Annotated in this window: 13 protein-coding genes and 2 pseudogenes; 3 read left to right on the top strand and 12 right to left on the bottom strand. The window is 45.2% G+C overall.

Annotated features, from left to right (window positions below):
- Window positions 1–7: 7 nt before the first annotated feature.
- Window positions 8–301, bottom strand: a complete 294-nt coding sequence (locus tag LDO05_RS06195; protein ID WP_251377989.1) for an RHS repeat domain-containing protein — start codon at window positions 299–301, stop codon at window positions 8–10.
- 44 nt (window positions 302–345) lie between these two features.
- Here LDO05_RS06195 and LDO05_RS06190 point away from each other — a divergent pair.
- Window positions 346–1,508, top strand: a protein-coding gene (locus LDO05_RS06190; RefSeq protein WP_481857023.1) for an IS3 family transposase whose coding sequence is annotated in 2 segments (ribosomal slippage) — window positions 346–610 and window positions 610–1,508 — 1,164 coding nt in all. Because the reading frame shifts where the segments join, the coding sequence is not laid out codon by codon here.
- A gap of 10 nt (window positions 1,509–1,518) precedes the next feature.
- Here LDO05_RS06190 and LDO05_RS06185 read toward each other — a convergent pair.
- The 11 genes and pseudogenes from LDO05_RS06185 to LDO05_RS06140 all read right to left on the bottom strand — a co-directional run bounded on the left by LDO05_RS06185 (window position 1,519) and on the right by LDO05_RS06140 (window position 13,184).
- Window positions 1,519–4,530 carry a hypothetical protein gene (locus tag LDO05_RS06185; RefSeq protein ID WP_251377988.1) on the bottom strand — a complete coding sequence of 1,004 codons (3,012 nt, stop codon included), beginning with the start codon at window positions 4,528–4,530 and terminating at the stop codon, window positions 1,519–1,521.
- 313 nt (window positions 4,531–4,843) lie between these two features.
- Window positions 4,844–5,126 (bottom strand): annotated as a pseudogene (locus tag LDO05_RS06180) (sigma factor); the annotation flags it as partial.
- Between the two features lie 27 nt (window positions 5,127–5,153).
- Window positions 5,154–5,408 carry an ATP-binding cassette domain-containing protein gene (locus tag LDO05_RS06175; RefSeq protein WP_251377987.1) on the bottom strand — a complete coding sequence of 85 codons (255 nt, stop codon included), beginning with the start codon at window positions 5,406–5,408 and terminating at the stop codon, window positions 5,154–5,156.
- A gap of 305 nt (window positions 5,409–5,713) precedes the next feature.
- A pseudogene (locus LDO05_RS18900) lies at window positions 5,714–5,802 on the bottom strand (RNA polymerase subunit sigma); the annotation flags it as partial.
- A gap of 135 nt (window positions 5,803–5,937) precedes the next feature.
- Window positions 5,938–6,858: a DMT family transporter gene (locus LDO05_RS06170; protein WP_251377986.1), complete on the bottom strand. Its 921-nt coding sequence runs from the start codon at window positions 6,856–6,858 to the stop codon at window positions 5,938–5,940.
- Window positions 6,855–7,697: an AraC family ligand binding domain-containing protein gene (locus tag LDO05_RS06165; RefSeq protein ID WP_251378632.1), complete on the bottom strand. Its 843-nt coding sequence runs from the start codon at window positions 7,695–7,697 to the stop codon at window positions 6,855–6,857. The genes LDO05_RS06170 and LDO05_RS06165 overlap by 4 nt, the downstream gene beginning before the upstream one ends.
- Before the next feature lie 314 nt (window positions 7,698–8,011).
- Entirely contained in the window at window positions 8,012–8,713 is a 702-nt protein-coding gene (sigK, locus tag LDO05_RS06160) for an RNA polymerase sporulation sigma factor SigK (RefSeq protein WP_251377985.1), read from the bottom strand.
- Window positions 8,714–8,844: 131 nt separating this feature from the next.
- Window positions 8,845–9,783 (bottom strand): alpha/beta hydrolase, encoded by a 939-nt coding sequence (locus LDO05_RS06155; RefSeq protein WP_251377984.1) that lies wholly within the window; start codon window positions 9,781–9,783, stop codon window positions 8,845–8,847.
- Between the two features lie 145 nt (window positions 9,784–9,928).
- Window positions 9,929–11,983, bottom strand: a complete 2,055-nt coding sequence (locus LDO05_RS06150; protein WP_251377983.1) for a putative bifunctional diguanylate cyclase/phosphodiesterase — start codon at window positions 11,981–11,983, stop codon at window positions 9,929–9,931.
- A gap of 176 nt (window positions 11,984–12,159) precedes the next feature.
- Complete coding sequence (gene bshB2, locus LDO05_RS06145; protein WP_251378631.1) at window positions 12,160–12,816, bottom strand: bacillithiol biosynthesis deacetylase BshB2; 657 nt, start codon at window positions 12,814–12,816, stop codon at window positions 12,160–12,162.
- 20 nt (window positions 12,817–12,836) lie between these two features.
- Entirely contained in the window at window positions 12,837–13,184 is a 348-nt protein-coding gene (locus tag LDO05_RS06140) for a YojF family protein (RefSeq protein WP_251377982.1), read from the bottom strand.
- A gap of 177 nt (window positions 13,185–13,361) precedes the next feature.
- Here LDO05_RS06140 and LDO05_RS06135 point away from each other — a divergent pair, with 177 nt between their 5' ends.
- Together LDO05_RS06135 and LDO05_RS06130 are read left to right on the top strand one after the other, a co-directional pair.
- Window positions 13,362–13,598 (top strand): hypothetical protein, encoded by a 237-nt coding sequence (locus LDO05_RS06135; RefSeq protein ID WP_251378630.1) that lies wholly within the window; start codon window positions 13,362–13,364, stop codon window positions 13,596–13,598.
- A gap of 164 nt (window positions 13,599–13,762) precedes the next feature.
- Entirely contained in the window at window positions 13,763–13,945 is a 183-nt protein-coding gene (locus tag LDO05_RS06130) for a hypothetical protein (protein ID WP_251377981.1), read from the top strand.
- Window positions 13,946–13,985 lie beyond the last annotated feature (40 nt).

Raw genomic sequence — 13,985 nt, 5'->3', positions numbered from 1 at the left:
CTCTGGATTAGAAAGGATATACTTGCTTGGTCTTTTTCTTTAAGTTGCCATTTGCATCGTATTCAAATAAAATAACGTCCCCCGTCGGGAATACTACTTTAATTAATCTTCCCGTAGGGCTGTAGTCATAAGTAGCATTTGGAGTTACTTTCAGGATTGCTGCAGCTAGAAATAGCTGCAATTCCTTACCATTCTTCTCTTCGACTTTTACATAGTATTTAGTTCCAGCTAGTAAATCAGCTTCAATAAAGACAATATCATTGGTATTATCCCCTTCTAGTAGACAAGAGAAAAAAGACATCTGGTAAGATGGATTTAATTCTTGTTGAGCGGAGGGGATTTTTCATGGCCAAAAAGGGGCAAACCTTTCGGAAGTACTCCTTGGAATTAAAGATGGAGGCAGTCCGGTTGGTGAACGAGGAGCAGAGAAGTATTCGTGAAGTGGCGAAACAGTTGGGCGTTCGTAATAAGTCTCAGGTACAAACCTGGGCAACAAAATATCGAACAGGTGAGATTTTAGAGCCAACTAGCCCAAGACGAGGACGACCGAAAACGAAGTTTTCCAGCATGGAAGAAGAAATGGCGTATCTACGAGCGGAGATTGAATATTTAAAAAAGCAGTATCCAAATCTGCACAAGGAGTGACGAAGAAAGCAACCAGGTTCGGAATCATCGAGGAAATGCGAGAGAGGTATTCACTGAAATGGCTATTAGAGTTAGCCCATGTTTCACGAGCAGGCTATTACAAATGGAGAAGGGCTCAGCAGACAGCCAGGCAGCGTAAAGAAAGGGACAAGCTACTGGAAGCTCATATGTTGTCGCTCCACCGCCTTCATCCCTACTTTGGTTATCTGCGTATGACGGTTGCTTTACGGAAAGAAGGCCTCGTAGTTAACCACAAAAGGGTCTACCGAATTATGAAGAAATTGGGGATTCAGTCGGTCATTCGAAAGAAGCGTCGTTTTTTCGGTAAACAGGCTTCTGTCGTGAATCCCAATCTGCTGGATCGTCAATTTCAGGCGGATACTCCTTTATCTAAACTGGCTACCGACATTACCTACATACGGGTTGGGGAACGGTTTGTCTACCTTTCGGCAATCCAGGATCTGTATAACAACGAGATCGTAGCCTGGCACCTTTCGGAACGAAACGATCTGGCTCTGGTTAACGAAACGCTAGACGCGTTAAGTAAAGATGTAAATTTGGAGGGAGCTATTCTCCATTCAGACCAGGGATTTCAATACACCTCCAAACCATTTAACCGTAAACTTACTGGACTTGGGATCCTCGGAAGCCATTCCAGACGCGGAAACTGTCTGGACAACGCATGCATAGAATCCTTCTTTTCTCATCTGAAAACGGAAAAGATATATTTAAGCAATCCCCAAACCTTAGCTGAGGTAGAAAAACAGGTGCGCGAGTATATTTCATTTTATAACCAAAGTAGATTCCAGAAAAAACTAAACAACCGTTCCCCGGTTGAATACCGAGAAACGGTTGCTGCTTAAACATGTCTTTTTAGACCTGTCTACTTGACAGGGGTATGACCACATTGCCATATATTTTCTCATCACTGTTACTCACTACCAGAGCATTTTGCAGTTTAGGATCACTAAAAATAGTAATTACAGGGTTCTGGGCTGAGTTGTTATTTTCTTTTGCCGCAATACGGTATTTTCCGGTTTGAGCTGGTGTGAACAAATAATAACCACAATTACCAGCATCCTTCGTAACGTTTAGAGGCTGGTTCTCGTACAACTTCTCAAATACAAACTCTAAAGCATCCTCCGATTTAAAAATCCGATAAGGTCCAGCAAACGAAATCGGGTTTGTTGAACTTACTTTAACCGTGATATTATCGCCTGAAGGAACAACAAACTCCCCAGTCGCATGAGCACCTTCCTTAAAAAGGGAGCCATCAGCTTTTATAATCGTGTAATCATAGTATTGATTGTTATTAATACTGGCATCTGTCTTAAGCTGAGTATCGTAGCTGCTAACATTTGAAAATGTAATAGATTCACCTGTCTTCAACAGCTTTTTTAAGAATGCCGGTTCTGCTACGGATTCAGCTTCAACGGGTTTGACATATTGTAGAGTAACTGGTTCCGGCGAAACCGATGTGACTACGGCCGAACTTCCAGCGGGGATAGAGATGTTACTATCCATATTAAGCCCCATTTTTGTAACTTCTCCTTTTGACGAGTATATTACGTAATCAAATAAGGAAGAATTGCTGCCACTTTTCTTGGTTAACACTTGATTTTTGGCATCTGGATTTGTAAAAATATAACTCTCGTTTGTTTTTATTGTTTTCTCTGATAAGGAACTTTCCTGGGCCGCTGAAGCTAGAAATGAAGTGAAGACTGCTCCAAATATGGTTGGATGCAAATAGTTGGCTGTTACCTTAATCGTATATCCAGCAGGAATCATAACGATATTGAACTTAACTGGGCCCTGAGAGTGGACATTACCATCTGGCTTTGTGATTATATATGAAAAGTCATTTAGATTCTGAATCGCATCAGAGTACAAATAATCAACCTTGTCTCTAATATTCTTATAGAAATAGGATTGCCCTTGATTCAAAGTCACTCTGGTCATCGCTGGGTGGTTGGCCTGTTCCACAGTAATTGTTTCTGTATAATCAAAAGTAACAGGGTTATCCGATTGTCCTGTCACAATCAAGGAACCCTGTGCAGGAATTGAGATTGTTTTTACTTTCTCGTTAAAACCTCTATTTTCTACCAGTCCTTCGGGCGTATACGAAACATAATCATATGCTCTCTCTGTAGCTTGGGCATCGTTAACAATGGATACGGTTTTGCTACCCTTATTTCTGAACACATACGATTCTCCAGATCGGACTATTTGATGGGAAATTGCTTCACCAGGCTTATCACGCCAAGAGAATAATCTATATGCAACTCCAAAGGTAACTGGGGCATCGGTTACGGTCGTAACAACTATTCTGTTCCCCTTGGAAACAAGCGGATTGTTATAAGTATTAGTCTGTGTCCCCTGTTGGGTGCCATCGGGATAATACTCTACCCAATCGAATCTGCTATCCTTCGTTGCGGTACTATCTAATGTCCGTGTATATTCACTTATATTAATAAATTCGTAACTTTCACCTTTGGAAAGAGTTATCTTGAAGAAGGCTGGTTCATCGCTCGGTTTAGCCGAGAAGTCATCCGTATAATCAAAAGTAACAGGGGGACCTGATACGACATTTATTATGGCATAACCGCCAGCAGGCAGATTTGGAGTTGTTTTACTACCGAAGCCTTTTGAGTAGTAATTACCATCCCCCTGATACACCACATAGTCGTACAAACTTCCTACCAATCTTGCATTATTATTAACTGGATTTGTTAGCGACCCGTTGTTACGGAATAAATAAGATTGTCCAAGCGATAGTGTTACTCTGCTTATCGCATTGCCGTTAACAGAATTTCCGACAAACGAACGATAGGGTCCTCCAAAAGTAACTGGATTATCTGTAACTAAAGTGATAACAATACGATGACCAGGGGCAAATGATGGCTTAGAACTGGTATTTGTCCCCCGTGAAAGTTCACTCCCGTCTGGTTTATAAATTACGTAATCAAACTTATCCATTACCGTCCCATTGTTTTCAATTGAATCAGGGAACTTACCTATATTTGTAAATTGATAGCTTTCTCCTTTAAGAAGTTGAATGCTATCATAAGCAGGTTCGGATATTTCTTGCCCAACAGCATTTTTATAATAAGTTCCTATAACGATAGGTTGGTCCGATTCTCCGGTAACTACAATATTCTCTCCTGAACTAAGAGAGCTTGATAGATCCGAATTCGTCTCAAGATTCGATGATTTAACATTGCCATCCACTTTGTAGATTGCATAGCTAAGTCGCTTTCCGTTACTTGAAGTTGCGTCTGTCATAATACGAAGGTTACCTTCTCCCACGTTAGTAATCTGGTAGTTCTCACCACGGCCTAATGGTTTTCTTAACAAAGCTGGCTCTGCTGAGTGACCATAAATTACATCAACAGGAACTTTAAGATTAACTTGAGAATTAAGCGCAGTAATTATTAAACTGCCACCATTTGCTGGTATCACAGGTGTAAGGGAAGCGGAATCCATATCAATGTATGTGGCTTTTCCATTAGCTGAATACCCTGCATAATCGAACAAAATTCCGTTCTTAAGACTTGCATTTGTATAAACTGATTTAACCGCTGGAGTAGGATTCACAAATTCAAGACTTTCACCTGGAGAAATGACAATCACATTCTTATCAACAGCCTGAGTTTCAAACCGGCTCTGTATGTTGTCTCCCCCTTCTAAAGTTGTTAAATCAATATTAGTACCACTCGGCAAGTCGAGATCTAGAATGTTATTCTTCTTGGTAACTGCAGGAATTTGATCACCTCCCACATTCGAGGAAGCATCTATCAATTCAGCTTGTACCGTGACTTTCGGGAAAGACGATAAGACCAAACATAAAATGAGCAAAAAAACACAAAAACACTTTTTGAAATCCATCTTTTTCCCTCCAATGTATGTCAAAGTTAAGTTCACCAATATACACAATAAATGGAAAACAAAGTAATATAAATATGTATATAGTTCCATTTACTTCAAATTTCGACTTAATATTTTGTTATCATTAATTTCTGCGTTGATTCCCCTGAAAAGACTATCAATTGTCTTTCTTTCCACAACAATAAAAAACGGTCTAAAGACACGTTGACATTTTAACTACCTACTATGTCAGGCTTTAGTTATACTTTCAGATCTATTAAAAAATAAAATCGGGTTTCCATCCACGCACCGCTTCGCCTTATTAAGCTCATGACACCTCGATTAAGGTAGTTTCATTAGCTTCCTTAACCGTCCCAATCGGGTCATGAAGGGAGACATCCTACTTGGTCTTCTTGAGTGAACGTAGGTGCATCAAAATCTCGTTCTCTATGCAACGGGCGGCGAAAGTCGCAAGCTTGGTGCCTTCGCCCAGCTGAAAGCTCTCAATGGCTTTGATCAGGCAAATCGTACCAACGGAGATTAAGTCTCCATACTTTCCTGGTGTTATCAAATTCTTTAAGGCTATGGACACAATAATATGCAAGAAAGCAAACCACTTACGATCGTTCCCGATTCGAATTGGTTTACTTTTTTGTTCTGTTTCTGTTCTGTAATTGTCGATCGATTTTTTGCGTCCATTCAGGCAATTCATCTAAATAATATTTCACTCCACTATTGTCTGCTCCAAGAATAATTTCACCATCTGTTGTACTGTTATCAATAACGACTAGTTGATCTATATGGTCTAAGTGAGACAAAAGGTTATTCATACTACGAATGGTGCTCTTACCACTTCCATTATTACCAGCGAACAACAAACATGGTTGCACTTGTCTCATTCATGCTTAAATTCCTGTTCATTCATTTTCTCGATCTTCCCCGAGCTATATTCTTTCACTATTTGCCCTTCAGCTGTTATATATACTATATTTGTCCCGTTTGCTTTCGCGTCCAACTTAGCCCGATCACCCGTTAATCGAATTAATTTAGCAAGGTCCTTCACTACTGGATTAAAGATCTCACTCAACAGAGACTCTATAGAATACTTGATAATTTTCACTTTCTTGATACTTTGTTTGATTTAGTTTTTATATTTGAACATCTCTTCAAAACAAAAACCCGGGATCTCCATCCCGGGCCTCTCTCACCGCTTCGCCTTATAAAACTCATGATACAGCTTCATGAGCACTCTTTTCTAAATCTGGACACATAACTCCGCGAAATTCCAAGCTCGACGACATCATCGTTCTCTGAGCCGAGGATATCGATTAATATCTTGCTGCCATGATGGTACACTTTGTGAATTCATTTGGTTAACTTAACAGTGTAACTTAAGCACCAAGCTTTCCTCTTAATACTTGTCCCTTTTTACACCGAGCGTTCCCTGCGTGAAGATATAACCTTACTGCTTTTCCCTTCTGAAATTAACGACCCAAGCAGTGTAAGTCCCGTTCCCAGCCCCGTTACCCAGGTTATTTGCTCCTCCAGAATCAATGCAGATGCGGCTACGGTAATGACAGGCACCAGATAGATATACACGCTAGTTTTAACCGCACCCAAAAGGCCAACGGCCCGGTTCCAGGTCACAAAACACAGAGCTGAAGCTCCCAGGCCAAGAAAGAGCATGTTGATGATATTTCCTATATCTCCAAAGCGGGTCAGGCCAAGGTGGAATTTGGACAGGAAAAGGGCAGGAATCATGAACAGTAATCCATAGAAGAACACTCTGCGTGTACTCCCAATGATGTGGTAGTTCCGCTGGCTGATTCTACGCATTAGTACGGAATAGATTGCCCAGACCGCAGGAGCCAGGAAGGCCAGCAGATCTCCAATCGGATTAAGCTTCAGGACGTAACTCCCATTCAGTCCAATTAGTACAATCCCGGTGAGGGCTATCCCGAATCCCAAGAGGAATTGTCGATGTAGCTTTTCTCCCTCCAGGAAGAAATGTGCCAATACGGCTGTCAAAAAGGGAGCAATTGACACAATCACGCCTACATTGGAGGCAAGGGTATATACCAACGCGATATTTTCAACAAGAAAATATAAGGTTACCCCGCATAATCCAGCCGCCATGAACAGCAGCTCTTCCCGAAAGGATTCTGTTCGCACGGGACGTGAGTAGATCAACATCAGCACCACATAACCAAGCAGAAAGCGGAAGAAGAGAATTTCTATAGGCATAAAGTCAATAAGCAGGATCTTGGTGGAGATAAAAGTCGTTCCCCAGATCAGAATGGTCAGCAAAGCGAGCGAGTGCCCCATGGTTGTCTTGCGTTCCTCCGTCATAAGGGGGTATCCTCTGTACGTGCTTGCTGAGTGAATATGAGCATATATTGCTTGGGAGTGAGACCGATCAGCTTTTTGAAAAAATTCGTAAAATGGCTCTGGTCACTGAATCCGGTCTGACCTGCAACCTCCAAGGGGGGCATACCTTGCCCCAGCAGTCGCTTGGCGTAATTAATCCGCAGGGTCTCCAGATAGCAATAGGGGGAGATGCCTTTTTGTCTGGTGAACAGCCGCAGCAAGTGATATTTGCTTAATCCGACTAAGTCGCTTAATTGATTGAGGGTAATGCTCTCCGTATAATGGGACTCCATGTATTCGCAAATGGTTATAATCTCATAGGTCAGTTCCTGTGCGGGAGGAGGAAAGTCCGCATCCGTGTATTCATTCAGCAACTGCTCCAGCAGGAACAGAAACAACTCCTCTTTGTGGAAATCCTCCTTGTCCTCCAGAATGATCTGATGCAGGTCATGAAGGGGAAGAGCCAGCTCGCTCTGGTAAAGTACGTTCTGTGTGAACCGCGGCGTATACTCTTGGCCTGTTATTTCCAGCACATATTTACGCATGACCTCCGGCTGAATATTGATGCAGCGGTAGTCCAAGGCGCTTCCGTCAATCTGCGCACAGGCGTGAGGGTCGTGAGGATTGAAGATAATTACATCCCCGCTATTTAGTATATATTCTTCCTGGTTGCAGACCAAATGCCGCTTGCCTTGCTCAATAAACCCAATTACGTAATAGTCGTGAAAATGGTTGGGGAACTTCTGCATAATCCCCTCAAACTGATAGGCTTCAAAGTCTAGGTCCGTGTCGAAGACCACGGTTCTTACTTCACGAGTCAATATCTGCACCTTCTTTGTCCGAGATATAATAGTGTTCATTATATTATGAATCAGGCGCAGGTATCTTGGATAATGTTGCGGTAGAACTTTTTATCAATTATTCCTGACAACTCAGTTCCTAATCTGAATCTAAAATAAAAATCGTTGGCATAGTCCGTCAAGATTCTCCCCCATCTACTTGGGATCATTGCCGCGCCCAGTAATCGTACTAGGTCTCATCTTGTTCGAAACCATTGCGCCATCGGAGTGCACCGGGCTAGCTCTTTCCAGAATTAATAACAACAAAAACCCGGGATCTCCATCCCGGGCCTCTCTCACCGCTTCGCCTTATAAAACTCATGATACAGCTTCATGAGTGCTCTTTTCTCAATTCTGGACACATAACTCCGCGAAATTCCAAGCTCCTTCGCGATTTCCCGCTGCGTCCGCTCTTCACCGCCCTGATCCAGCCCGAACCTACCCCGGATTACCTCCTGCTCACGCTCATCCAGAATATCCAGGTTCTGATAGATCTTGCTCTTCTCCATCTTCAGCTGCACCCGCTCGACGACATCATCGTTCTCGGAGCCGAGGATATCGATTAAGGTAATCTCATTCCCTTCCTTATCCGTCCCAATCGGGTCATGCAGGGAGACATCCTTCTTCGTCTTCTTGAGTGACCGCAGGTGCATCAGAATCTCGTTCTCTATGCAGCGGGCCGCGAAAGTCGCCAGCTTGGTGCCTTTGCCCAGCCGGAAGCTCTCAATCGCTTTGATCAGGCCAATCGTACCGATGGAGATCAAGTCCTCCAGATCTTCGCCGGTATTGTCAAATTTTTTGACGATGTGGGCCACAAGCCTAAGATTATGCTCAATCAGAATATTGCGGCTGACGGGGTCGCCTTCCGCCATGCGCTGGAGATGCTTCGCTTCCTCTTCCTCGGTTAACGGCTGGGGAAAAGCATTATTTTTGACATAAGACACGAGAAGGGTCAACTGTTTGATGAACAAGGCAATTGTCGTGAACAATCCGGGCAATGGTGCCACCTCCTGCATAAATGCGTGCAACCGGTCTGCGGTCACTTCATTCTATGTGGGCGGCCGCCCAGGCGTGCCTGTACGGCATTCAAAAAATTGATGATCTGTACCTTGAACTATCGTCTATATCATTAGTTCGTACCGATCTCCTTCAGCATGTTGAGGGCAGTATCAACAACAAGATCTAACTGGTCTTTCTGAACAAAATGGGTGGAATTCTGGACCACGTGATAGGTACTGTTCGTGGAAAGACCCGACATCTTCTTCTGCATATCCAGCCAGTCCGCATATTCGTTCGGAACGGCAAGCACAGCTAGAGGCAAGCTGCCAAAGCCCTGTGACTCCACTGTCTGAACTTGATCCTTTGACTTTGTCATCATGTTCCGGAGCTCGCTGGTATGGTTGCGGTTGAAGGCCATTTGGTAGAAAAGATCCTTGGACACCTTATCCTGATCGGGCATAGGAACAAGTCCCAAGGTTCCGGCAAGACGACTCACACCCGTTATCCTGGAAGCTTGCATAAGAAGCAGCTGACCTTCTGAGAAGCTGAGCTGCTGACCAACCTGGGAGCTGTCAATCATGACGAGACCGGCGGTATCCTCGGGATACAGTGAAGCGAACATTTGAGCGATAAATCCGCCATAAGAATGTGCGACCAGCACATACGGGCCGGGGTTGCCTGACGCCTGCAATAGCTTGTGCAGATCCTGTGCCGAAGCTGAAGCCGTCCGCTCTGAATCTGCCTGGTCACTCCATCCATATCCTGCCCGGTCATAACTGATTACCTTGGTTACCTGGGCAAGCCTGGACCGAACCTTGCTCCAATCCTCACTAGGATTCGGGACTCCGAGTCCTGACTCCAGAACCACGGTCGGCAGACCGGCAGACTTACCTTCCTCAACCATATGCAGCTTGTACCCGCCAACATCAATCTGCCTGCCCGGGGGCTGGTATTTGTTCCGGGTTACATGCTCTGAAATTTGTTCATACGTAATGCCTGCGATAACTAGAACAACTAAGCATAGGAAAAACCATTTCAACTTACGAAGAATAGATCGGGTCCGAGTCAAAGGGAATCGCTCCTTGGCAGCCTGGATTTAATTTCCTTCCAAGTATACCAGAGTATTATCAATAGATGATTAACTATGAACAAAGTTAAGATAGGCTTAAGATTCCTCGCTTGCTTCGGAAGCGCCCGGGAACTATAGGACTAGCTTAGACTTGGGTTCCAATTGAGCCTGACACCCTGGTATGGCTAAGCCATTCCCTTATCTGATCCTCATTCATCGGCTTGCCGTAGTAATAGCCCTGCATAATGCTGCATCCGAGACAGTTCAGGAATTCGGATTGCTCAATCGTCTCTACTCCCTCTGCCACAAGCTCAAGGTTAAGCTGCTGACCGAGCGTGATGATTGCTTGTATAATCGCTTTCTTTGAGCCGGATTCATACTCCCGAACGAAGAGCTGATCAATCTTGAGCGTGTCGATCGGCAGCTTGTCCAGTGAGCCAAGTGAGGAATAGCCTGAACCGAAGTCATCCATGGCAATCTTGATGCCCAGCTCCCTGATCTTCATCAGCTGATTGATGATCCCTTGGAAATCTGAAGCCAGGATCGACTCTGTGATCTCGACTTCAAGATACTGGGACGCAAGCCCAGTCTTGGCAAGTGCCGATTGAATCATATCCAGGAGATCCTGACTTTCAAATACTCGTACGGATAGATTGACTGAGACACATTGGGGTTCGAATCCTTCCTGCTGCCACTCTTGATTCTGTCTGCAGGCCTCCTTCATAATCCAGCGGGTCATCGGAATGATAAGACCTGTCTCCTCGGCAATCGGAATGAACTCGGCGGGGGAGATTACTCCAAGCTTGGGGTGACGCCACCTGATCAAGGCTTCCATTCCGGCTGCCTTGCCGGAGGCCGCATTCCATTTCGGCTGGTACAGCACGAAGAACTCCTCATTATGTACGGCTCTGCGCAGATCATTCTCCAGCCCCAGACGGCGGATTCTCCCCCTGTCCAGCGATTCATCAAACACACGGTAGCGGTTCTTACCTTCTTCCTTGGCCTTGTACATCGCAGTATCCGCTGCCTTCAGTAGTGCATGCCTATCCTGTCCATGCAGTGGGGCGAGACTTACCCCGATACTGCTTGTAATATAAAGTTCATATCCGTCAATAATGAAGGGCTTCTGAATTTCCTCGAGAAGCACTTTCGCCCATTGTTCCGCCTCCGCTTGTCCTACACCGCTTAGCGCACATAGAAATTCATCGCCACCCAGCCGGTAGATCTCGCTCTGATTCAGCGTCTTCCGCAGCCGGTCACCTACTGCCCTGACCAGCATATCTCCGTAGTCATGGCCGAGAGTATCATTCACATTCTTGAACCGGTCAAGGTCAACGAACAGCAATGCCATCTGGCTATCCGGGGCCTGGAAGTCGTACTCATCGAAGAATTGATTCATACGGTACCGGTTAGGCAGCCCTGTTAGTTCGTCCGTATAGGCCATTCCTCTCATGGTACGCCGATCGAAATATATGGCCAGGGAGGAGATCGAGAGAACGACCACAACTGCAGCCGATACACCGATTAGCAGAAGCAGCTTGATCTGCATGTCGGTGTCTGAATTAGGGACTGCCCCGTCTCCGATATGATTCGAGGTGAAGATTGTTGCCTTCATGCCAGTGTAGTGCATCCCGCAAATAGCCAAGGCCATAATAAACGCTGAGGTCCATTTCGCCAGGCTTGCCGAAGACCTGTTTCTAAACTTCAGGAACAGATACAGCGAAGCGTAAGAAGCGGTAAGGGCAATAATGGCAGACAGTGTCCAGTATAGAGGATCATAGGCCATTTCCCCTCCCATCCGCATGGCTGCCATACCGGTATAATGCATCGCAACGATTCCTCCGCCTATACAGAACCCCCCAATAGCAAGATTTCGGGTCCTAACCTTCGTTGGCAAAGTAATCCGGAAGGCGATGTAGGAGGCCAGAATCATGAAAATGAGTGAAAGGATCGTAATGCCCGCATCATAAGTGACCTGGAGATTCAGATCATAAGCCAGCATGCCGATAAAATGCATAGCCCATACGCCGCAGCCCATAACGCTGGAACCCGCAATCAGCCAGCCCAGCTGAGTGCGTCCGCGGGCATGACTAATTTTGGCCGCCAGGGTGAGCGCGGAATAAGAAGAGAACATCGCAATAATAAAAGATAGAAGCACCATCCAGTAATTGTAGTGTCCCTGCAGTACGTTGTGATGCATCCGATCATCTCCAAAATTCTAAAATAATATATGTTATTCTATTTATCGGTCAATAAGCCGGGCAATTTAGGCCTTCATCAGGTCTTCATCTTAAGCTAATGCGGTAAGTGAAAAAAATCTCCAAGCCAAAGGCTTGGAGATCTTCTTGCAATCAGAGATATATCACTTCGTCTTATTTAGTTCAGGGGATAAGTCCAGAACCGCTCTGTTCCGAATCGATCAAGGATTTCCTTATCTTCAAGTGTTCTGCTTCCAAGCAGCTCAGCAGCCTGGAATTGAGAGCGGTGAGCCTGAATAGAATTCATTTTATGCTCAAGGAAGTCCGTAACCTCCACACTTACATTCGGTTGACCCAGAATGCTGTAGCAATTCTTGGAGAATGCCAAACAAAGCAAGATTGGCCGTTCTTCGGCAGGCAAGCTCTCCATGACCCGCACCACTGCAGCTCCTGTAGCATCATGATCTGGATGCACACTGTAACCCGGGTAGAAGGTGAACACAAGTGTCGGACGAATCTCCTGGACAAGCTCCATAATGCGGCGGTCCAGCAGCTCTTTATCCTCGAATTCTATAGTCTTATCATGAAAGCCCAGCATTCTCAGATCCTGAATGCCGATCGCTTTACAGGATTCCTGAAGCTCATTTCTGCGTACATCGGGAAGTGTAACCCGGTTGGCAAAAGGAGGAATACCCATATTCCGGCCTCTCTCCCCGAGCGTTAGGCAGGCGTATGTCACCTGAGCTCCTTCCTTAATATACTTGGCCAGTGTGCCTGACAATCCGAACGCTTCATCATCAGGATGAGGAAGCACAACAAGGATCCGCTGATGCATCATATTTAGCTCCTCTCCCATTAGAATGGCTCCCTGCTTAATTGCAGCGCGACAACCAGCTTGCCCTGACCATCATGTCCGGCAAGGATGAGCCTGTCCGGGTCACTCTCATCCCAAGTTGTAAGACCCTCAGCGTACAACCACCCATGCTCCATCTTGAGACCTGCCCGGTATATGCCGTTACTGCCCACGATAGACCCATTTGAATAACGAATAACTGCGTTGGTTATAAAATTGGCTGCAGGATGCTTCGAGCTATCATGATGGGACGCGTAGGCCCCCGTAGTTAACTCCAGATGGACGTAGATATCCTGATCCTTAAATGAATCGATTCTGCTCTGAACTTGTTCTATATCGATAACCTGCATCGGTTTCTGCTCCCTTTTTTTATATTTTATTCTAACAAATATACCATACCTCCTCATAATTTGAAAAAATGATTCCTCTAATTCTGTAGTTCATTCCATATGGATACAGGTACCAATGCCGTTCCACGACCCTTCTCTGCTCATATTATACAACTATACGAGAAGGGAGAGATCATCATGGAAGCCTATTATAACTGCCTGCAATGCAAGAACAAGAAAGTACGCCTGCTTACTGTGGACGGCAAGCACTACCAGGGCACTATTGTCGATGTGGATAGAGAGAATGTCTATCTGCAGCAGGAGAGGGGCGGCGGTTCTGTCCGCACATCCGCTTTTACACCGTATGGCTATGGTTATGGAAATGAGATTTTGACACTCAGCCTGTTCACGCTTCTGGCGATCGCTCTTATTTAACAATTTGAGCTGACGCTATAGTCAAACTCTGTGAACCGACGCTATAGACAGACCTTGGCCCTCCTTGGTTAACCTGCCGGACTCCCAGGCATATCCCGTGATTGGGTAGGCCCTCAAACGGGGATATATATAGGGAATGCATCACAGTAAGGGAGGGCTTAAGGATGAGTGAACAAAAGGAAACTCATGAGCAAGTTGATTTGGTAACCCAGCGGGATATTGATAAGGATTCCGGTATGTTCGTGAAGGATTCTTATCCGGACAGTGTGGAACTTCCTGATGCACTGGCCAATGAAAGACCCGACGGAACGCGCCCGTCAAGCGGGAACTCTTCGGACAGCAATTAGATAAGCACAAGTGGCCTTATTTCTGCAGGCCTTGAACGGT

The organism is Paenibacillus sp. YPG26 (genome assembly GCF_023704175.1).
In the GTDB taxonomy this organism is placed as follows: domain Bacteria; phylum Bacillota; class Bacilli; order Paenibacillales; family Paenibacillaceae; genus Fontibacillus.
The sequence above is the reverse complement of the archived record's forward strand: the minus strand, read 5'-3'. Positions and strand labels throughout refer to the sequence as shown.